This is a genomic window from Pantoea eucrina (assembly GCF_001691555.1).
In the GTDB taxonomy this organism is placed as follows: Bacteria; Pseudomonadota; Gammaproteobacteria; order Enterobacterales; family Enterobacteriaceae; genus Pantoea; species Pantoea borealis.
Map to the genome: position 1 here is coordinate 2,489,706 of NZ_MAYN01000008.1, position 19,286 is coordinate 2,508,991.

19 protein-coding genes and 1 tRNA gene are annotated in these 19,286 nt (G+C 57.4%); 11 read left to right on the plus strand and 9 right to left on the minus strand.

What is annotated here, in order from left to right:
- Positions 1–57 precede the first annotated feature (57 nt).
- On the plus strand, positions 58–1,137 hold the full coding sequence (degS, locus tag BBA90_RS17840; protein ID WP_065650305.1) for an outer membrane-stress sensor serine endopeptidase DegS: 1,080 nt from the start codon (positions 58–60) through the stop codon (positions 1,135–1,137).
- A 39-nt stretch (positions 1,138–1,176) separates the two neighbouring features.
- Here the strand turns inward: degS and epmA are convergent, their stop codons facing one another.
- The 3 genes from epmA to efp form a co-directional block, all read right to left on the minus strand.
- On the minus strand, positions 1,177–2,154 hold the full coding sequence (gene epmA / locus BBA90_RS17845; RefSeq protein WP_065650306.1) for an elongation factor P--(R)-beta-lysine ligase: 978 nt from the start codon (positions 2,152–2,154) through the stop codon (positions 1,177–1,179).
- A gap of 136 nt (positions 2,155–2,290) precedes the next feature.
- Positions 2,291–2,425 carry an entericidin A/B family lipoprotein gene (locus BBA90_RS17850; RefSeq protein ID WP_039382142.1) on the minus strand — a complete coding sequence of 45 codons (135 nt, stop codon included), beginning with the start codon at positions 2,423–2,425 and terminating at the stop codon, positions 2,291–2,293.
- A gap of 163 nt (positions 2,426–2,588) precedes the next feature.
- Positions 2,589–3,155: an elongation factor P gene (gene efp / locus BBA90_RS17855; RefSeq protein WP_039382139.1), complete on the minus strand. Its 567-nt coding sequence runs from the start codon at positions 3,153–3,155 to the stop codon at positions 2,589–2,591.
- A gap of 40 nt (positions 3,156–3,195) precedes the next feature.
- On the opposite strand from efp, the gene epmB reads away from it, so the two are divergent.
- Positions 3,196–4,224, plus strand: coding sequence for an EF-P beta-lysylation protein EpmB (gene epmB, locus BBA90_RS17860; protein ID WP_065650307.1), 1,029 nt, complete (start codon positions 3,196–3,198; stop codon positions 4,222–4,224).
- A gap of 93 nt (positions 4,225–4,317) precedes the next feature.
- On the opposite strand, the gene BBA90_RS17865 is transcribed toward epmB, so the two are convergent.
- The 4 genes from BBA90_RS17865 to BBA90_RS17880 form a co-directional block, all read right to left on the minus strand.
- Positions 4,318–4,665: a DUF4156 domain-containing protein gene (locus BBA90_RS17865; RefSeq protein ID WP_039385686.1), complete on the minus strand. Its 348-nt coding sequence runs from the start codon at positions 4,663–4,665 to the stop codon at positions 4,318–4,320.
- A 198-nt stretch (positions 4,666–4,863) separates the two neighbouring features.
- Positions 4,864–6,513, minus strand: coding sequence for a chaperonin GroEL (groL, locus tag BBA90_RS17870; RefSeq protein ID WP_065650308.1), 1,650 nt, complete (start codon positions 6,511–6,513; stop codon positions 4,864–4,866).
- A 46-nt stretch (positions 6,514–6,559) separates the two neighbouring features.
- Entirely contained in the window at positions 6,560–6,853 is a 294-nt protein-coding gene (locus tag BBA90_RS17875) for a co-chaperone GroES (RefSeq protein WP_039382130.1), read from the minus strand.
- A 194-nt stretch (positions 6,854–7,047) separates the two neighbouring features.
- The gene (locus tag BBA90_RS17880) at positions 7,048–7,500 is read right to left on the minus strand and encodes an FxsA family protein (RefSeq protein WP_065650309.1); all 453 of its coding nucleotides are present in this window, start codon (positions 7,498–7,500) and stop codon (positions 7,048–7,050) included.
- A gap of 376 nt (positions 7,501–7,876) precedes the next feature.
- Between BBA90_RS17880 and aspA the strand changes: the two genes are divergently transcribed.
- The 6 genes from aspA (at position 7,877) to BBA90_RS17910 (ending at position 14,458) form a co-directional block, all read left to right on the plus strand.
- Positions 7,877–9,313, plus strand: coding sequence for an aspartate ammonia-lyase (aspA, locus tag BBA90_RS17885; protein ID WP_065650517.1), 1,437 nt, complete (start codon positions 7,877–7,879; stop codon positions 9,311–9,313).
- A 115-nt stretch (positions 9,314–9,428) separates the two neighbouring features.
- The gene (locus BBA90_RS17890; RefSeq protein ID WP_065650310.1) at positions 9,429–10,730 is read left to right on the plus strand and encodes an anaerobic C4-dicarboxylate transporter; all 1,302 of its coding nucleotides are present in this window, start codon (positions 9,429–9,431) and stop codon (positions 10,728–10,730) included.
- Between the two features lie 82 nt (positions 10,731–10,812).
- The gene (locus BBA90_RS17895; RefSeq protein ID WP_065650311.1) at positions 10,813–12,498 is read left to right on the plus strand and encodes a protein-disulfide reductase DsbD; all 1,686 of its coding nucleotides are present in this window, start codon (positions 10,813–10,815) and stop codon (positions 12,496–12,498) included.
- A 64-nt stretch (positions 12,499–12,562) separates the two neighbouring features.
- Positions 12,563–13,141 (plus strand): division control transcriptional repressor DicD, encoded by a 579-nt coding sequence (gene dicD / locus BBA90_RS17900; RefSeq protein ID WP_065650312.1) that lies wholly within the window; start codon positions 12,563–12,565, stop codon positions 13,139–13,141.
- 106 nt (positions 13,142–13,247) lie between these two features.
- Positions 13,248–13,323: transfer RNA gene (locus tag BBA90_RS17905), tRNA-Phe, on the plus strand.
- A 250-nt stretch (positions 13,324–13,573) separates the two neighbouring features.
- Entirely contained in the window at positions 13,574–14,458 is an 885-nt protein-coding gene (locus BBA90_RS17910) for a sugar phosphate isomerase/epimerase family protein (protein ID WP_065650313.1), read from the plus strand.
- 53 nt (positions 14,459–14,511) lie between these two features.
- On the opposite strand, the gene BBA90_RS17915 is transcribed toward BBA90_RS17910, so the two are convergent.
- Complete coding sequence (locus tag BBA90_RS17915; RefSeq protein WP_065650314.1) at positions 14,512–15,522, minus strand: Gfo/Idh/MocA family oxidoreductase; 1,011 nt, start codon at positions 15,520–15,522, stop codon at positions 14,512–14,514.
- A gap of 100 nt (positions 15,523–15,622) precedes the next feature.
- On the opposite strand from BBA90_RS17915, the gene BBA90_RS17920 reads away from it, so the two are divergent.
- The 3 genes from BBA90_RS17920 to BBA90_RS17930 all read left to right on the plus strand — a co-directional run bounded on the left by BBA90_RS17920 (position 15,623) and on the right by BBA90_RS17930 (position 17,915).
- Positions 15,623–16,642 carry a LacI family DNA-binding transcriptional regulator gene (locus BBA90_RS17920; protein ID WP_065650315.1) on the plus strand — a complete coding sequence of 340 codons (1,020 nt, stop codon included), beginning with the start codon at positions 15,623–15,625 and terminating at the stop codon, positions 16,640–16,642.
- 101 nt (positions 16,643–16,743) lie between these two features.
- Positions 16,744–17,625 (plus strand): glutathione-dependent disulfide-bond oxidoreductase, encoded by an 882-nt coding sequence (yghU, locus tag BBA90_RS17925; protein WP_065650316.1) that lies wholly within the window; start codon positions 16,744–16,746, stop codon positions 17,623–17,625.
- Entirely contained in the window at positions 17,625–17,915 is a 291-nt protein-coding gene (locus BBA90_RS17930) for a DUF1330 domain-containing protein (protein WP_039382107.1), read from the plus strand. The genes yghU and BBA90_RS17930 overlap by 1 nt, the downstream gene beginning before the upstream one ends.
- Before the next feature lie 83 nt (positions 17,916–17,998).
- Here BBA90_RS17930 and BBA90_RS17935 read toward each other — a convergent pair whose 3' ends face one another.
- Positions 17,999–19,240, minus strand: a complete 1,242-nt coding sequence (locus BBA90_RS17935; RefSeq protein WP_065650317.1) for an MFS transporter — start codon at positions 19,238–19,240, stop codon at positions 17,999–18,001.
- Positions 19,241–19,286 lie beyond the last annotated feature (46 nt).

Sequence of the window (19,286 nt, forward strand, 5' to 3'; positions counted from 1 at the left end):
TGTCCGCCTTTCTCATGTTATTCTGCCCTGCGATCTCACCTGGCTTGAAATAACATCATGTTTCTTAAACTTTTGCGTGCAGTGGTGATGGGCCTGATCGTAGCAGGCTTGCTGCTTGTTGCGATTCCGGCGCTGCGTATGGGCAGTGACGTCACTTTTGATCATGAAAGCAGCGCTGACGAAACCCCTTTCAGTTTTAACCCGGGGGTGCGCCGCGCCGTGCCCGCCGTAGTCAATGTCTACAACCGCAGCGCCCACGGTAACAATAATCGCGGCATCACCACTCTGGGTTCGGGTGTGATCATGAACGCGAAAGGGTACATCCTGACCAACAAGCACGTTATCAACAACGCCGATCAGATCATCGTGGCGCTGCAGGATGGCCGCTTTTTTGAGGCGACCCTGGTAGGCTCCGATGCTATGACCGATTTAGCCGTGCTCAAAATCAGCGCATCAGGCCTGCCGGTTATCCCCATTAATGCCGCGCGGATAGCACACATTGGTGACGTCGTGATGGCGATTGGCAACCCCTATAATCTCGGGCAGACGGTCACACAGGGCATTATCAGCGCGACCGGACGCATCGGGCTAAGCTCCTCCGGCCGGCAAAATTTCCTGCAGACCGATGCCTCAATTAATCAGGGCAACTCGGGCGGCGCCCTGATCAACTCGCTCGGCGAGCTGATGGGTATCAACACGCTGACGTTTGATAAAAGCAACGACGGAGAAACACCGGAAGGTATCGGCTTCGCGATCCCTACCGCGCTGGCCGCAAAAATCATGGATAAGCTGATCCGCGACGGCCGGGTGATCCGCGGCTATATCGGCATCACCGGACGTGAACTGCCGCCGCTGCACGGTCAGGGCAGCAATCTCGATCGCGTACAGGGAATAATTGTTAACAGCGTAGCGCCGGGCGGTCCGGCAGACAGCGCCGGGATCCAGGCCAACGATGTGCTGCTGCAGGTCAATGGCAAGCCTGCCCTTTCCGCGCAGGAGACGATGGATCAGGTGGCAGAAATCCGCCCCGGTTCAGTGATTGATGTGCAGATCCTGCGTAATGAGCAGAAAATGACGCTGCCGGTCACGATTCAGGAGTTTCCGGAAGCTGCCGCGCCCGTGACCACCGCCCAGTAAGCCGCGGCGCCATCAGGCGCCGCGCTTAACCTAACGTTCTCAGCTTCTGTCGACCGGAAACGCGATCACGTCGCTCAGCGCACTGGCTTTCAGCGCCAGCATAATCAGACGATCTACGCCCAGCGCCACGCCGGAACAGGCTGGCATACCGTGCGCCAGCGCATCCAGCAAATAGTGGTCAATCGGATGCTGCGGCAGTCCGCGTGCCGCGCGACGGCGGTTATCCTGTTCAAAACGCTGGCGCTGCTCGCGGCTGTCGGTCAGCTCGCGAAACCCGTTCGCCAGCTCAACCCCTTTGTAATAAACCTCAAAGCGTTCAGCAACGCGATGATCTTCGGTACTGATCTCCGCCAGCGCAGCCTGGCTTGCCGGGAAGTGGTAGACAAAGCAGGGTTTGTCATTGCCAATTTTTGGCTCCACGCCCAGCATAAACAGCAGCTGCAGCAGCGTATCACGGTCATCTTCACGCTGCGCCAGCTCTCCCTCGCCAAGCTTTGTCGCGGCTTCGCGCAGCTGCGTTTTATCCGCAGAGAGCGGATCAATCTCCAGATGACGGATAAACGCCTGCTGATAGGAGAGGGATTCTGCGCTGTCACACTCCAGCACCTGCTGCAGCAGATCGTCCACCTCGTTCATCAGACGATACATATCGTAGTGCGGGCGGTACCACTCCAGCATGGTGAATTCAGGATTGTGATGGCGCCCCGCTTCTTCATTGCGGAAGCAGCGCCCCATCTGATAAATCGGCCCGCTGCCGGCCGCCAGCAGCCGTTTCATATGATATTCCGGGCTGGTCATCAGCCAGAGATCGCGACCTTCGCTGGCGCCAGGTCCGACAAAACGCGTCTGAAACGGCACCAGGTGAATATCTGTGATGGTGGCCTGGCTCATTGCCGGGGTATCCACTTCCAGCACGCCGCGATCGGCAAAGAAACGCCTGATTTCCGCCAGAATCGCGGCGCGTTTCAACAAATTGGCAATGGGTGCGCTCGGCTGCCAGCTTGCCGTTTCGCTCATGGTGATGACTCCTCATACGAATAAGGGGTGGAAGTCTACCCGGAACAGAAGCTGCAAACAACGAGGCGTAGCGGAAGAGGATCCGGCAGGTCAGGCGAGAAGAAGAGCGGTGCGAAGGCTTTCGCACCGGCAGATTTTACTGGGTGCTGCGCTGAATTGCCTGACCACCCGCTTCAACATCCTCACCAACGCCGCGCGTGGTGTTACAGCCGCTCAGTACTGAAGAGAGCACCAGCACAGAGAAAATTGCGACAATACTTTTCTTAAACATAGCCATATCCTTGTTGGTTGCAGTAAAAGTACAGCTTTTAAAGCATAGCCTGCTTCTGCAGCCCTGGTAGCTGCGCCCCGGAAAAATTCACGCCGCCATCGCGTTTCGCGGCCATAAAAAAAGGCGCATCACTGATGCGCCTGATTGAGTGCTGATGTCGTGCTTATTTTACGCGGGAAACGTATTCACCCGAGCGGGTGTCAACTTTCACCACTTCGCCAATCTGAACGAAGAGTGGCACTTTGATCACTGCGCCGGTAGAGAGGGTCGCTGGCTTGCCGCCGGTACCTGCGGTATCGCCTTTCAGGCCCGGATCGGTTTCAGTGATTTCTGCTTCGATGAAGTTTGGCGGCTGAACGGCAATCGGTTTATCGTTCCACAGGGTTACGATACACTCTGCGTTGTCCTGCAGCCACTTGGTCACGTCATCCAGTACTTTGGCTTCAACCTGGTACTGTTCAAACGACTCAGGGTGCATGAAGTAGAAGAAGTCACCGTCGTTGTAAGAGTACTGCAGCGTCATATCACGAACGTCTGCGCCTTCGGCAGAGTCGGTAGATTTGAAGGTCTTCTCAACGCGAGAACCGGTCAGCAGACGACGCATTTTAACGCGTGCGAAAGCCTGGCCTTTACCCGGTTTTACGAATTCACTGGATTCGATGGCATACGGTTCGCCTTCGAACATGATTTTAAGACCGGAACGAAAATCGTTGCTAAGATAAGTCGCCATAAAGGCCCTCTGTAGATATTAACTGGTAATAGCCAAAAAAATGGCACACATTGTAACCCTAAATTCCCCTGTCAGAGAAGATTGGTTGCAGCAACTTGCTGATGTTGTCACCGATCCTGCTGAATTACTGCAACTTTTAGGCCTCGAACAGCAGCCGGAACTGGCTGCCGGCCACGCTGCACGCCAGCTTTTTGCCCTGCGCGTGCCGCGCGCCTTCATTCAGCGCATGCGCCACGGCGATGCCGGCGATCCTCTGCTGCTGCAGGTGCTGACCAGCCGCCAGGAATTTACCGATGCGCCGGGCTACACTACCGATCCGCTGGATGAACAGAGCAGCGTGGTGCCGGGCCTGCTGCATAAGTATAAAAACCGCGCGCTGCTGCTGGTCAAAGGGGGATGTGCGGTTAACTGCCGCTACTGCTTCCGCCGTCACTTCCCTTATCAGGATAATCAGGGCAACAAGCGTAACTGGCAGGCAGCGATTGACTATATTGCTGCACACCCGGAGCTGGATGAAATTATTTTTTCCGGCGGCGATCCGCTGATGGCTAAAGATCATGAGCTGGCCTGGCTGATTGCGGCGCTGGAGCAGATCCCGCACCTGAAGCGCCTGCGCATTCACAGCCGCCTGCCGGTAGTGATCCCGGCACGCATTACGGAAACGCTGTGTCAGCTGCTGGCTGACACCCGCCTGCAGGTGCTGCTGGTAAGCCATATCAATCACGCACAGGAGATTGATGATGCGCTGCGCGCGCGCCTGCAGCTGCTAAAGCGCTCGGGCGTAACGCTGCTGAATCAAAGCGTGCTGCTGCGCGGCGTCAATGATAATGCGGATACGCTGGCTGAACTGAGCAACGCGCTGTTTGATGCCGGCATTCTGCCCTACTATCTGCACGTGCTCGACAAAGTTCAGGGCGCTGCCCACTTCTTTGTTTCAGATACGGAAGCGCGCGCGCTGATGCGCCAGCTGCTCAGCCGGGTCTCCGGCTATATGGTCCCCAGACTGGCGCGTGAGATTGGCGGTGAGCCGAGCAAAACGCCGCTGGACCTGCAGCTGCGTCAGGAATAACGTGCCCGGTCAGCTACCGGGGATGGCAATCATGCAGCCACCGAAATCAAAAACAAAAAAAGCCGCATCAGCGGCTTTTTTATCGCGCCGCGTTTACGGACACTTGTAAACCTGGCCGGTCATTTTGCTGTCGAGCGGCGCGAACGCAGAAAGCAGATTCTGCGTCGGGCTGGTGGCACCATAAATAACGTTGCCGCCCATTTCAGCCGCCCGGTTACGCAGATCGTTGGCAGCCCCGCGTAATGCACTGTTTTCGCCGCCTGCACCGCTCAGCCAGTTGCTCTGTGAGCCGGTGACGTTGCCCAGAAGCTGACATTGACTTGCTGGCTGCTCATCGACAAACGTGACACGTTCGCCAGCGGCGCTCAGCTGATTTGAGCTGCTGCAACCCGCCAGCAGCATGATGCCCGCTGCCAGTCCGGGCAAGAGGTTAATCCGCATTGTAATCCCCATTTTATTATCATCAGTGTCGGGCGGCAGCGTAGCAGAAAAGCGCACTTTTTTTCTGAACATTCATTGCCCTGAACCCGCAAAGCCGAAAGATCGCGTCCCTACTTATACCCTGTTCGCCAGCAAAAGAAAAACCCCCGACCGTTTCCGGTCGGGGGTTTCGCAGATAGCTTACGCTGTCGGGGGCAATTACATCATGCCGCCCATACCGCCCATGCCACCCATACCGCCTGCGCCCGCGCCTAAATCAGGTGCGTCGCCTTTAGGCAGATCGGTAACCATGCACTCGGTGGTGATCATCAGACCTGCCACAGAGGCCGCGTACTGCAGCGCAGAACGGGTTACTTTGGTCGGGTCCAGGATACCGAAGTCGATCATGTTGCCGTACTCTTCGGTCTGCGCGTTGTAACCGTAATTACCGTCGCCTGCTTTCACGTTGTTTGCTACAACAGAAGGCTCTTCACCGGCGTTGGACACGATCTGACGCAGTGGAGATTCCATTGCGCGCAGCGCAACTTTGATACCCACGTTTTGATCTTCGTTCTGACCACGCAGATCGGTCAGCTGAGCAGCAACGCGTACCAGCGCGACGCCGCCGCCTGCTACCACGCCTTCTTCTACCGCAGCACGGGTGGCGTGCAGGGCATCTTCAACGCGGGCTTTCTTCTCTTTCATTTCCACTTCAGTTGCGGCGCCTACTTTCAGTACGGCTACGCCGCCTGCCAGTTTCGCTACGCGCTCCTGCAGCTTCTCTTTATCGTAATCAGAGGTCGCTTCTTCGATCTGCTGACGGATCTGCGATACGCGGCCAGAGATAGCACCCTGATCGCCCACGCCATCGATGATGGTGGTGGTATCTTTGTTGATCACGACACGCTTCGCCTGACCCAGATCTTCCAGCGTGGATTTCTCCAGCTCCATACCGATCTCTTCAGAGATCACGGTACCGCCGGTCAGGATAGCGATATCCTGCAGCATCGCTTTACGACGGTCGCCAAAGCCTGGTGCTTTAACCGCAGCCACTTTCACGATACCGCGCATGGTGTTCACCACCAGCGTTGCCAGTGCTTCACCTTCCACATCTTCCGCGATGATCAGCAGTGGTTTGCCCGCTTTTGCAACGGCTTCCAGTACTGGCAGCATTTCACGGATGTTGGAGATTTTTTTGTCAGCCAGCAGAATGAACGGGCTTTCCAGCTCAACTGCGCCGGTTTCTGGCTTGTTGATGAAGTAAGGAGAGAGGTAGCCGCGATCGAACTGCATACCTTCAACCACGTCCAGCTCGTCCTGCAGGCCGGTGCCTTCTTCAACGGTGATTACGCCTTCTTTACCCACTTTTTCCATCGCCTGGGCGATCAGGGTGCCGACGCTCTCATCGGAGTTAGCAGAAATGGTACCTACCTGCGCGATTGCGCGGGTGTCCTGGCAAGGTACAGACAGCGCTTTCAGCTGCTCAACAGCAGCGATAACGGCTTTGTCGATACCGCGCTTCAGATCCATCGGGTTCATGCCGGCCGCAACGGCTTTCAGGCCTTCGTTAACGATAGACTGTGCCAGTACGGTTGCGGTGGTGGTGCCGTCGCCTGCTGCATCATTTGCTTTAGAGGCGACTTCTTTCACCATCTGTGCGCCCATGTTTTCGAACTTGTCTTCCAGCTCGATTTCACGCGCAACAGACACACCATCTTTAGTGATGGTCGGTGCACCAAAAGATTTATCCAGAACCACGTTACGGCCTTTCGGGCCCAGGGTAACTTTTACTGCATCTGCCAGTACGTTCACGCCACGCAGCATTTTTACGCGTGCGTCATTACCGAATTTTACGTCTTTAGCTGCCATTTCAAATATCCCTTAAATTCGTTTCGTTCAGTGAATTACGCGTAAATTACGCTTCGACAATCGCCAGGATGTCGCTTTCAGAGATGATCAGAACTTCTTCGTTGTCGATTTTCTCGGTTTTTGCACCGTAGCCTTCGCTGAAAATCACCAGATCACCCACTTTCACGTCCAGCGGCTTAATCTCGCCGTTGTCCAGGATGCGGCCATTGCCAACAGCCAGAACTTCACCACGGGTTGATTTGCCTGCTGCAGAGCCGGTCAGAACGATACCGCCTGCTGATTTAGCTTCAACTTCTTTACGCTTGACGATAACGCGATCGTGCAACGGACGAATTTTCATTTGATAGCTCTCCTTTGAGAAGTCCAATCATTCATTTTTGGGTTGAACGCCGGGCTTGAGGGTTCCGGCCTCGTGCAGGAAGAGATAGGGGGCAGACAGGGGACTTTCAAGGGCAAAAAAATAAAAAATTTTTGTTTGTGCTACAAATGCTTAAAAAGAATACAAATAAGGCGGCTTCCGCCGCCTCGCTTGTTTCAGCGATCTTTATCGTGACCGATGCGATCCTGATCTTTACGCTCAAATTCACCATCCATCGTTACACCGCTGTCTGGTCCCTGCCCCGGACCGCGCCAGACGCGCAGATGCGGCATCAGCCTCAGCGTCAGGAGCTTTTGCACCGGCGGCAGCAGCAGCAGCAGGCCGAGAAAATCGGTGAAGAAGCCGGGCAGCAGCAGCAGCACACCAGCGATGATCAGCGAGACGCTTTTGATCATCTCCGCCGCCGGGCTTTCATTACGCGCCAGCTTCTCCTGCATCAGCATAAAGTTTTTCATGCCCTGATTTTTCACCAGCGACACACCGATACAGGAGGTGAAAATCACCAGCAGCATCGTCATCAGCACGCCCAGCGCATGAGCGACCTGGATAAACAGCGTGATCTCAATCCACGCCAGGGCAAAAAAGAGTAAAAACGGTAACCAGCGCACCGGTGTCTCCTGTGAGTTGGGCCACCTCGCGATAAGCCAGGCGGCAGAAACAGAGCGATCGTGACGATCATAGGTTCAGAGATGGGCACCTGCGCGGTGAATTTCAACCGTACCGGCCAAATATTTCCTTTTGACATAAAAGTGAGAGATGCATCACATATCGTTATTACCACTCGCCGGGCAAATGTCCGTAAAGTGATCTGTGTACGAGCATTTCTGTCGTGACAGAATATGATCGTGCCCGCCAGCCCGAAGATGGATAAAATGTCGGCACTGGTATTCCACGACAATATAATTGCTTCACCTGCGTGTTATTCGCTCTCCATCCATGCCGGATGCGTGGCGGTATCAGAGCAGCAATAATAAGAAGGTAATCATGGCGAACAACATTCGTATCGAAGAAGACCTGTTAGGCATGCGTGAAGTGCCGGCGGATGCTTACTACGGTGTTCATACTCTGCGTGCGATTGAAAATTTCTATATCAGTAGCAGTAAAATCAGCGACATTCCTGAGTTTGTCCGTGGCATGGTGATGGTTAAAAAAGCAGCCGCGCTGGCCAACAAAGAGCTGCAGACGATCCCACGCAACATTGCGAATACCATTATTCAGGCCTGCGATGAGGTGCTGAACAACGGCAAATGCATGGATCAGTTCCCGGTGGATGTTTACCAGGGCGGCGCCGGCACCTCGGTGAACATGAACACCAACGAAGTGCTGGCGAATATCGGTCTGGAACTGATGGGCCACCAGAAAGGTGAGTATCAGTACCTCAATCCCAACGACCACGTTAACAAATGCCAGTCAACCAATGATGCCTACCCGACCGGCTTCCGAATCGCGGTTTACGCCTCTATTCTCAAGCTGCTGGATGCGATTGCGCAACTGAGCGAAGGCTTCCAGCGCAAGGCCGTGGAGTTTGAAAACATCCTGAAAATGGGGCGCACCCAGCTGCAGGATGCGGTGCCGATGTCACTCGGACAGGAATTCCACGCGTTTAACGTGCTGCTGAACGAAGAGACCCGCAGTATTCTGCGCACCGCCGAGCTGCTGCTGGAAGTCAACCTTGGCGCAACCGCAATCGGTACCCGCCTCAACACGCCGGATGGCTATCAGCAGCTGGCCGTGCAGCGTCTGGCTGAAGTCAGCAATCTGCCGGTGGTGCCAGCGGAAGATCTGATTGAAGCAACGTCCGACTGCGGCGCCTACGTGATGGTGCATTCAGCGCTGAAGCGTCTGGCGGTGAAACTGTCAAAAATCTGCAACGACCTGCGCCTGCTCTCCTCCGGTCCGCGCGCGGGTCTGAACGAAATTAACCTGCCGGAACTGCAGGCGGGCTCCTCGATCATGCCAGCCAAAGTAAATCCGGTGGTGCCGGAAGTGGTCAATCAGGTCTGTTTTAAGGTTATCGGCAACGATACCACGGTGACCATGGCGTCTGAAGCGGGCCAGCTGCAGCTCAACGTGATGGAACCGGTGATTGGCCAGGCGCTGTTTGAATCTGTCAGCATCCTGACCAACGCCTGCTACAACCTGCTGGAAAAATGCGTTAACGGCATCACGGCGAATAAAGCGGTCTGCGAAGCCTACGTGTTCAACTCTATCGGTATTGTCACCTACCTCAATCCTTATATCGGCCACCACAACGGCGATATCGTGGGTAAAGTCTGTGCCGAAACCGGTAAGAGCGTGCGTGAAGTGGTGCTGGAGCGCGGCCTGCTGACCGAGGCGGAGCTGGATGACATCTTCTCCGTTCAGAACCTGATGCATCCGACCTACAAAGCCAAACGTTATACCGACGAAAACGAACAGTAACCTGTTTCCGATCACGTCGTCCCGGGCACGCCTGTATACAATACGGCGTGCTTTTTTTATATGTGGCGACGACAACATTCAGGGGGCGCGATCTGCAGCCTGAGGAGAGAAACGGATGATAGCAGTGGAATTGGCAGTGGTATTGCTGGCGATCTGGCTCGGTGCCCGTCTGGGCGGTATCGGTATCGGCTTTGCCGGCGGCCTGGGAGTGCTGGTGCTGACGCTGGTTTGCGGTATGAAGCCAGGCGCGATCCCGTTTGATGTGATCGAAATCATCATGGCTGTTATCGCGGCGATTGCTGCCATGCAGGTTGCAGGCGGCATGGATTACCTGGTCGGTCTCGCGGAAAAGCTGCTGCGCCGCCATCCGCGCTATGTGACTTTCCTTGCGCCGCTGGTCACTTACCTGATGACGCTGCTGGCCGGCACCGGCCATACCGCGTTCTCCACGCTGCCGGTTATCGCTGAAGTTGCCAAAGAACAGGGCGTCAGGCCATCGCGCCCGCTCTCTATCGCGGTGGTGGCCTCTCAGATTGCGATCACCGCCTCTCCGCTCTCTGCGGCAGTGGTATTTTTTGCCTCCATACTGGAACCCCGCGGCGTCAGCTATCTGGCGCTGCTGGGCGTGGCGCTGCCCTCAACCATGGCGGCAATCTTCTGCGCCGCGGTGATCACTAACTTTCTCGGTACAGAGCTGAAGGATGATGCTGTCTATCAGACGCGGCTTGCCAGAGGCGATGTCACGCTGCGCGGTAAAAAAGTCTCTGCAACCCGTCACGGCGCGCGGCGCGCCGTGCTGCTGTTTCTGACCGGCATTGCAGCAGTGGTGCTCTATGCCACCGCCATCAGCGACAGCGTGGGCCTGATCGCCAGCCCGGTGTTGCCGCGTAACGAAGCGATCGTGGTGTTTATGCTCACGGTCGCGACGCTGATCTGCCTCACCTGCCGCGTGGACAGCAGTGAGATCCTCAGCGCCAGTACGTTTAAGTCGGGCATGAGCGCCTGTATCTGCGTCATGGGCGTGGCGTGGCTGGGTGACACCTTTGTCAAAGCGCATCTGAGTGAGATTCAGAGCCTGGCCGGCGACATGCTGCAGCGCTATCCCTGGATGCTGGCGCTGGTGCTGTTTTTTGCCGCCACCCTGCTCTATTCGCAGGCGGCAACCACCAAAGCGCTCATGCCGGCAGCGCTGATGCTCGGCGTCTCGCCGCTGGCGGCAGTGGCCTCGTTTGCTGCGGTATCAGCACTCTTTGTCCTGCCCACTTATCCGACGCTGCTGGCGGCGGTAGAAATGGATGACACCGGTTCGACGCGAATCGGTAAGTTTGTCTTTAACCACTCCTTTATCATTCCGGGCGTACTGGCCATCGCCTTCTCGGTTGCGTTTGGCTTTCTGTTTGGCAGTCTGATCCTCTGACGCCGTTACATTGTGAAATCCTGTGCCGAAGCGGGCGTGTTATGCTCACCGCTTCTGCACTACCGGAGTTGATTAATCTGTTATGGCTGCATCTCTTTCCCGCCTGCTGACGCTCTGCCTGACGTTACTGCTGTGCCTGTCGGCTCAGGCCGATCTCTTTGCGCCAAAATCCACCAGCCGCTTTATACCGGTTGATCAGGCTTTTCAGTTTGATTTTTCTCAGCGGGGCTCAACGCTGACGCTGAACTGGCAGGTCAGGCCCGGCTACTATCTCTATCGTCAGCAGATGAAGATTACGGCTCAGCACGCGCAGCTGGCTCCGCTGACGCTGCCGCCCGGCGAAGCGCATGAAGATGAGTTTTACGGCAAAAGCGAGATTTATCGCCAGGCCGTGACGCTGCCGGTCACGCTGCAGCGGGCAGATGCGGGTGCCACGCTGACGGTAACGTATCAGGGCTGTGCCGCAGCCGGCTTCTGCTACCCGCCGGAGAGCCGTACCGTTCCGCTGAGCGCCGTCAGCGGCGGCAGCGTGCCGGTTACTGAGCCGCCCGCCGCCGCGCCGTTGCCCTTCTCTCCGCTCTGGGCGCTGCTGATCGGGATCGGTGTTGCCTTTACCCCCTGCGTCCTGCCGATGTACCCGCTGATCTCCGGTATCATCCTTGGCGGCGCACGCCGCTACACTACCGGCCGCCTGCTGGCGCTGGCGCTGGTCTATGTGCAGGGCATGGCGCTGACCTACACGCTTTTAGGCGTCGTGGTCGCCGCTGCCGGGCTGCGCTTTCAGGCGGCGCTGCAGCATCCGTACGTTCTGGCGGGTCTGTCGCTGCTGTTTATTCTGCTGGCGCTGTCAATGTTTGGCCTGTTTTCCCTGCAGCTGCCCGCCAGCCTGCAGACGCGGCTCGCGCACTGGAGCAATCAGCAGCGCGGCGGCTCGCTGCCCGGCGTGTTTATCATGGGTGCGCTGGCCGGACTCATCTGCTCCCCCTGCACCACTGCGCCGCTCAGCGCAATCCTGCTGTATATCGCCCAGAGCGGAAATTTGTGGGCCGGTGCCGGTACGCTGTGGCTCTACGCCGTGGGAATGGGGCTGCCGCTGATCGCCGTGACGCTTTACGGGCATCGTCTGCTGCCCAAAAGCGGCCCGTGGATGCAGACGGTGAAAGAGGGCTTCGGGTTTGTCATTCTGGCGCTGCCGGTATTTCTGCTGGAGCGTATTCTCGGTGATACCTGGGGCCTGCGGCTCTGGAGCCTGCTTGGCGTGGCGTTTTTCGCCTGGGCATTTATTCACAGCATGCATGCGCGCGGCAAGTGGCGCGTTGTGCCGGTGGTGATGTTAGGAGCAGCGTTGATTATGGCGCGGCCGCTGCAGGAGTGGGCATTTGGCGCCGCGGCAAGTCAGAGCGTAGCCCATCTGCCGTTTAAGCGCATCAGCGGCAGCGCGGAGCTTGAGCAGGCGCTGCAGCAGGCGCAGGGGCGCATCACCATGCTCGATCTCTACGCCGACTGGTGTGTCGCCTGTAAAGAGTTTGAGAAGTATACCTTCAGCGATCCCGCGGTCGGTAGCGCACTCGCTGACGTGCAGCTGCTGCAGGCGGATGTCACTGCGAACAGCGCGCAGGATAACGCCCTGCTGAAGCAGCTGCAGGTGCCGGGATTACCAACCCTTCTGTTTTTTGATGCGCAGGGCCGCGAGATCCCGGGCTCGCGCATCAGCGGCTTTCTGCGTGCGGCAGCGTTTCGCGCGCATTTGCAGAATCTGCCGCGTTAAACGACACTGGTTCAGCCACCGCCCGCTCATCGACGAGCGGGCCGATATTCCAGAGGAGAGTCATGTGCAACGCGAACAAATTCTGGAGCATGCGCTGAATGTGCTCGAACAACATGGTCTGGCGGCCACCCTGTCGCTGCCACAGCTGGCAGGTGAAACCGGACTCAGCACCGAACAGCTGACCCGCTACTGGCCCGACTGCGATGCGCTGCTCTATGATGCCCTGCGCTATCACGGTCAGCAGATCGACAGCTGGCGACGTCAGGTGCAGCTGGATGAGCGGCTCAGCCCCGCGCAAAAGCTGATGGCGCGCTATGACGTGCTGGCAGAGTATGTCAGCAAAGGCCGTTTTCCCGGCTGCCTGTTTATTGCTGCCTGCAGCTTCTATCCGCAGCCTGATCAGCCGGTGCACCAGCTGGCAGAGCAGCAGAAACGCCACTCGTGGCAGTTTACCCATGAGATACTGGTTGAGCTGGCGCTGGATAATCCCGCAATGGTGGCTGACCAGATGGAACTGATCCTTGAAGGCTGCCTGAGCAAACTGCTGGTGAAACGCAACGTACAGGATGTGGCAACCGCCCGGCGGCTGGCGGAAGATGTCTTTAGCATTGCGCTCTGTCGTCAGAACGGCGCGCTGGCCTGAAAACCGGCTGACATGCCTGAAAAGCAGGCAGTCAGTCACGGATAGCGCGCTTTTTTGCTAAAACCCGTTGACGATATGCGGCCATTAAGGTTTAATGCGCCCCGTTGCCCGAATAGCTCAGTCGGTAGAGCAGCGGATTGAAAATCCGCGTGTCCCTGGTTCGATTCCGGGTTCGGGCACCAAAATTCAGAAAACCCAGCCTTATGGCTGGGTTTTTGCTTTTCTGCATTGTTCATTCCGCTTTGCCTGTACTTCCTGCGCACCGTGCCCGGTGCCGTCCTGATGGTTTTACATCAGTAAAACCGTAGAGCGCCCTGATGTCTCTTCTTATAGTGGCTGATAAATACACTCTCTGTCTGCCTGGCGTCCTGCATCAGCTTCCGCCTGTCCGGAACAACGCTGGCAGCGGAATCGCGCAGGAGAAAAGACAGCATGAAAATTGCTTTTGACGTGGACGTTATCCGGGATCTCGGCATTACCCGGATGGTGCATCAGGTAGCAGAATGGGGCTATAAATACATTGAGCAGTCGCCTCATCCGCAGATCAATCCCTTTTATAAACACCCTAAAGCCAGCCGCGAGATCCTGCGCGAATATAAAAATGCGCTGAATGCCACCGGCACTGAAATCTCTTCATTCATTACGGTTTATCGCTGGTCGGGACCCGACGAACTGCGGCGTCAGGCGGCGGTAAAAAACTGGAAGCGCATGATTGAGATTGCGGTTGAAATGGGCGTGCAGGTTATCAACACCGAGCTCTCCGGCAATCCTAATGAGCCAGAAATCTGTGAAGAGATGTTCTACCGCTCAATGGAAGAGCTGCTGCCGATCGTCGAGCGTGAAGGGATCCGCATTGAAATTCAGGCGCATCCGTGGGATTTCTGCGAAGAGAGCAATGAAACGGCGGATATCGTAAAGTCATTTCGCAGCGATAACGTGAAGTATATCTACAGCGCCCCTCACACCTTTTATTATGACAAAGGCAAAGGGGATGTGAAAAACATGCTGCAGTATGCCGGTGACGATCTCTCGCATATGCTGATTGCCGATACCATGAACCATACCAAACACTGCCGCTATATTGTGAATCCGCCCGGCGTGGACGCGACCATTCACCAGCACGTCGCGGTCGGCGAAGGGGAGGTAAACTTCGACGCGCTGTTTGAAGCGCTGCGCGAAATGGACTTTGCCCGTCGCAGCTTCAAAGTCGGCGGTGAGTCGATTATCTCAGCAGCCCTCTTTGGCTATCCGGAGAAGATGCGCTATCAGGCGGTGGAAACGCGCGAACTGATTGAGCGCGAGCTGCTGAATCTCTGATTGCAGCATGGCGGATTACTTCCCCCTGCGCGATGCAGGGGGAAAGAGACGGTTCAGATCGCTACGTGTTCCACTTCGGTAAAGGTCCCGCGCGTCAGTGAGAGCTGGGCGGCTTCCGCAATAGCCTGCGCGCGCAGGCCATCCAGTAACCCTGGCAAATCCGCTACCTCTTCTCCGTTGATATGACGGACAAAGGCGTCCAGATGCGCATAGTAGGTCTCCTGCACGCGACTGAACCAGTCTGCATACAGGCCCGGCTGCCGGATCGTGCTGCCCTGATAAAGCGTGGCCCCGCGCGTAGCCTGACTCTCTGACGCCAGCATCCCTTCGCTGCCCATCACGCTGAGGCGCTCATCGTAGCCGTAGGCGGTGCGGCGGCTATTATCCAGCTGTGCCAGCGCGCCCTTCTGCAGCTGCAGCATCACCACTGAAGTATCGACATCAAAGCTGCGGATCTCCGGCATTGCCAGCGCCGCCCCCATCGCCGCCACGCGCGTCACCTCATCGTCAGTCAGCCAGCGCAGCAGATCAAAAAAGTGAATCGCCTGATCGCGCATCTGTCCGCCTGACGCACGCAGATAGTCAGCGGATGGCAGCACTGATGCACGACAGGTCATCTGAATCAGCTCAGCATAACCAATGGTGCCCTCCCGCAACTGTGCCCTGAGCTGCTGATGACTGCGATCGAAACGGCGGTTAAAGCCCACGGTGACCGGCACCCGCGTGGGCGAAATGCGTCCGACCACATCACGTGCGTGGGCTAAGGAGAGATCGATGGGTTTCTCGCAGTAAACCGCTTTTCCTGCGCGTACCGCCTGTTCCAGCAGTGCGGCATGCGTTGGCGTGGCGCTGGCAATCAGTACGGCATCAATCCGATCGCTCTCCAGCGCCTGTTCGCTTGTTACGCTTCTGGCCCCATACTGCCGCGCCACGCTCTCTGCACGCGCCGTGTCGGTATCGCAAACCAGCGTCAGGTCAGTTCCCGGATGGCGGGCGATATTTGCGGCGTGGACCTGTCCGATAAAACCGCACCCGACTACTGCAAAACGTTGCGGGATCCGCATGTTAACGCTCCTTTAGCTCACACTTCAGAATGCCCTGTCTTGTCAAAATATCCCGTTCTGGCAGGCTGTCAGAACGCAGTTTTTGATGGAATTCACTCAAATGAAAACAACCACGCTGGCCGGACTGGCGAAGCGCGCAGGCGTTGGCGTCGCAACCGTGGATCGGGTGTTAAACGATCGCGGCGGTGTCTCACCCGCCATGACGCGAAAAGTGCTGCAGGCGGCCCGGGAGGCGGGCTTAAAACGTATTCTGCCGGAGGAGCATCGTCACAGCTGGCAGATCGAGGTCATCCTGAGCGGCAACGGCTCCTTCTTCTTTCAGCAGCTGGCGCAGGAGTTTGCCCGTCTGGCGGATGCGCTGGGCTACCGGCGGGTCCGGCTGCATCGCACGCTGATCCCGGAAGATGCCCCGGAAAAACTGGCAGCACACATCGATTCCGGCAGTAAAAAGCGGGACGGACTCATTGTTTTTGCCCACGCCAGCCCGCTGATCTATCACGCGCTGGCCGCCTGCCAGGCGCGGGGCGTGCCGGTCATCACGCTGGTCAGCGATCTGCCTGACGCGGCGCGGCTCTGCCACGTCGGCATCGATCAATACAAAGCGGGACGCACGGCGGGCCTGATGCTGGGCAGTATGGCGGCCCGTACAGGGGACGTGGTGCTGATCAGCGGTCGTGCTGACTACCTTGCGCATCAGCAGCGTATAGAAGGTTTTCAGCAGGTACTGGCTGAGCGCTTCCCGGAGCTGCGACTGCGTGAGATCCTCGCCGGTCAGGACGATCGTGAACGCATCAGCCGGCTGCTGGAGAAAACGCTGGCGGGATCGCGCCAGATCGCCGGACTCTATAACACCGGCATGGGCAATACCCAGATTTATGAAGCGCTGGCGCGCCACCGGCTGTGCGGCAGCACGGTTTATGTGACGCATGAACTCTATGCGACCACGCGCCAGCTGCTGCAGCAGCGTATTCTGACCCTGACGCTCGATCAGAATACGCAGCGCCACGCCGAACTCGCCCTGACGCTGCTGCTGCGGCATCTGGAAGAGCGTGAGCAGCCTGATACTTACGCGCCCGGCAAAGTCGACTTTATGCTCTATACCCAGGAGAACTGTACCTGATCTGACCGGCACGCTCACCGCCAGCGCGGTTAAATGGGTGCGGGATTGCGCTGCTACACTCAGTGGCAGCACAACGCTCACGACCATAAGGTGAAATGACGATGTCAGATAATCAGTATCAGCCCGCAAAAGTCTGGACCTGGGAACCGGAAGCCAAAGGCAACGGTGCCAAAACCAACCGCCCCGCCGCTGGCGCCACGCATGAACAGGCGCTGCCGGTCGGTCAGCATCCGCTGCAGCTCTACTCGCTTGGTACACCAAATGGTCAGAAGGTCACTATTCTGCTGGAGGAGCTGCTGGCGGTGGGTGTGAAAGAGGCAGAGTATGACGCCTGGCTCATCCGCATCGGCGAAGGCGATCAGTTCTCCAGCGGTTTTGTTGATGTGAACCCTAACTCCAAAATTCCGGCGCTGAGTGACCACTCCGTGACGCCACCGCAGCGGGTATTTGAATCGGGTAACATCCTGCTCTATCTGGCAGAAAAGTTTGGCTACTTTATTCCGGAAGATATGGCGGGCCGCACTGAAACCCTGAACTGGCTCTTCTGGCTGCAGGGCTCTGCGCCCTATCTTGGCGGCGGCTTTGGCCACTTCTACCACTATGCGCCTGAGAAAATTGAATACGCCATTAACCGCTTTACGCTGGAGGCGAAGCGCCAGCTGGATGTGCTGGATCGTCAGCTGGCTGATCACCGCTTCCTCGCAGGCGACGCCTATACCATCGCTGATATCGCAACCTGGCCCTGGTATGGCAACCTGGTGCTGAACGGCCTGTATGGTGCAGCAGAGTTTCTGGATGTGCAGGCTTACACCAACGTGGTGCGCTGGGCGAAGGAGATCGCGGAACGTCCGGCGGTAGTCCGCGGGCGCAAAGTTAATCGCGCCTTTGGCGCTGAGCCGCAGGATCAGCTGCTGGAGCGGCATGACGCCAGTGATTTTGAGCACAACACCGAAGATAAACGTCAGGCACGGGGAGAGAAGTAATGACCGCTTATATGGTAATGATTAAGGATGAGACGCTGGACAAAGATGAGCTGGCAACCTATTCACAGAAAGCGGGCGACGCGCGGGGCGATCATCAGATCACGCCGCTGGCTTTCTATGGCGAACAGGAAGTGCTGGAGGGGCGCGATGCCGAAGGCGTTGTCGTTCTGGCGTTTGCGGATATGGACGCCGCGCGCGCCTGGTATCACAGCCCGGCTTATCAGGAAGCGAAAGCGCACCGCGTGAAAGGCGCTAACTACCGCGTTATCCTGGTTAACGGCGTCGCATAACGCGATGCCGACAGGCAGACCGGCACCCTGCTGCCGGTCTGCTGATATGCCCGGCGGCGTGATGCTGCTCCGGGCACACTCATCTACACGCCGCTTTCATTCTCCAGCTTTTGCCGTTTGCGCAGATGCGGAAAAAGCGTCATCCAGACGGCTACCACTACCAGCGTCCCTATTCCGCCCAGCGCAGCCGCCGGTACCGCCCCCAGCCACGCGGCCAGCAGGCCCGATTCAAACTCCCCCAGCTGGTTAGAGGTATTGATAAAGATAGCGTTGACGGCGTTGACGCGGCCACGCATATCATCCGGCGTATCCAGCTGTACCAGCGCACCGCGGATCACCATGCTGACCATATCGAACCCTCCCAGCGCAGCCAGCGCCAGCAGTGAAAGCCAGAGCTGAGTTGAGAGCGCAAACAGCAGCGTCGCCAGACCAAAACCGGCAACCGAGCCAAACATAATCATACCGACATGCTTTTCCAGTTTATTGCGGCTAAGCCAGACACCCACTACCAGCGCCCCGACTGAAGGTGCACCGCGCAGCATACCCAGCCCCCACGGCCCGGTATGCAGAACATCCTGCGCAAAAATCGGCAACAGCGCCGTGGCGCCGCCCAGCAGGACGGCAAACAGGTCAAGCGAGATCACGCCCAGCACATCTTTGCGTTCACGGATAAAGCGCACGCCGGCGAACATATTGGTCAGGTTCATCGGCATACGCGACTGAGGCGGCCGCGCGTAGCGCAGGCGGCTAATCAGGACAAGTGAGAAGAGATAGAACAGCGCTGAGACGCCATATACCACTTCAGGTCCGGCGACATACAGCAGGCCCCCCAGCGTCGGGCCGACGATCACCGCTGCCTGACCCCCCACTGAACTGGCCGCCATGGCGCGGGCCAGAACCGGCGGCGGCACCAGCGCCGGCAGCATTGATGTAATGGCCGGCCACTCCAGCGCTTTTGCCACTGAGATCAGAAACACCAGTCCCCAGATCTCTATCCTGCCGGCCCAGTGCAGCAGCGTCAGCGCCACCAGGCCAAGCAGCGCTACCCACTCAATCAGCTGGCCCACCAGAACAATACGACGGCGATCGTGCTGATCGGCCAGATGACCGGCCGGCAACGCCAGCAGTACCGAGGGTAAAAACTGCATTAAACCGATCATGCCCAGCGCCAGCGCACTGTGTGTCAGCGCATAGATTTGCCAGCTGACCGCCACTGAAAACATCTGGAAGCCGAATGACGAGCAGGTGCGCGCCAGCCAGAAAGCCACAAACGATCGATGCCGCAGCAGTGACGCTTCTGCAGCAGTGCTTTTTAAACCTGTCATATGATCCCATCCTGAAATAATTAACTGATTAGCGTCATTGCACTAA

Excerpts from the sequence above, each read along its gene's own strand:
- BBA90_RS17890 (WP_065650310.1), top strand. The coding sequence starts at position 9,429 with ATGATAGCAGTGGAATTGGCAGTGGTATTGCTGGCGATCTGGCTCGGT.
- epmA (WP_065650306.1), bottom strand. The coding sequence starts at position 2,154 with ATGAGCGAAACGGCAAGCTGGCAGCCGAGCGCACCCATTGCCAATTTG.
- BBA90_RS17915 (WP_065650314.1), bottom strand. The coding sequence starts at position 15,522 with ATGCGGATCCCGCAACGTTTTGCAGTAGTCGGGTGCGGTTTTATCGGA.
- BBA90_RS17920 (WP_065650315.1), top strand. The coding sequence starts at position 15,623 with ATGAAAACAACCACGCTGGCCGGACTGGCGAAGCGCGCAGGCGTTGGC.
- aspA (WP_065650517.1), top strand. The coding sequence starts at position 7,877 with ATGGCGAACAACATTCGTATCGAAGAAGACCTGTTAGGCATGCGTGAA.
- BBA90_RS17895 (WP_065650311.1), top strand. The coding sequence starts at position 10,813 with ATGGCTGCATCTCTTTCCCGCCTGCTGACGCTCTGCCTGACGTTACTG.
- BBA90_RS17935 (WP_065650317.1), bottom strand. The coding sequence starts at position 19,240 with ATGACAGGTTTAAAAAGCACTGCTGCAGAAGCGTCACTGCTGCGGCAT.
- efp (WP_039382139.1), bottom strand. The coding sequence starts at position 3,155 with ATGGCGACTTATCTTAGCAACGATTTTCGTTCCGGTCTTAAAATCATG.
- degS (WP_065650305.1), top strand. The coding sequence starts at position 58 with ATGTTTCTTAAACTTTTGCGTGCAGTGGTGATGGGCCTGATCGTAGCA.
- BBA90_RS17910 (WP_065650313.1), top strand. The coding sequence starts at position 13,574 with ATGAAAATTGCTTTTGACGTGGACGTTATCCGGGATCTCGGCATTACC.
- BBA90_RS17865 (WP_039385686.1), bottom strand. The coding sequence starts at position 4,665 with ATGCGGATTAACCTCTTGCCCGGACTGGCAGCGGGCATCATGCTGCTG.
- BBA90_RS17930 (WP_039382107.1), top strand. The coding sequence starts at position 17,625 with ATGACCGCTTATATGGTAATGATTAAGGATGAGACGCTGGACAAAGAT.
- epmB (WP_065650307.1), top strand. The coding sequence starts at position 3,196 with ATGGCACACATTGTAACCCTAAATTCCCCTGTCAGAGAAGATTGGTTG.
- BBA90_RS17850 (WP_039382142.1), bottom strand. The coding sequence starts at position 2,425 with ATGTTTAAGAAAAGTATTGTCGCAATTTTCTCTGTGCTGGTGCTCTCT.
- BBA90_RS17875 (WP_039382130.1), bottom strand. The coding sequence starts at position 6,853 with ATGAAAATTCGTCCGTTGCACGATCGCGTTATCGTCAAGCGTAAAGAA.
- groL (WP_065650308.1), bottom strand. The coding sequence starts at position 6,513 with ATGGCAGCTAAAGACGTAAAATTCGGTAATGACGCACGCGTAAAAATG.
- yghU (WP_065650316.1), top strand. The coding sequence starts at position 16,744 with ATGTCAGATAATCAGTATCAGCCCGCAAAAGTCTGGACCTGGGAACCG.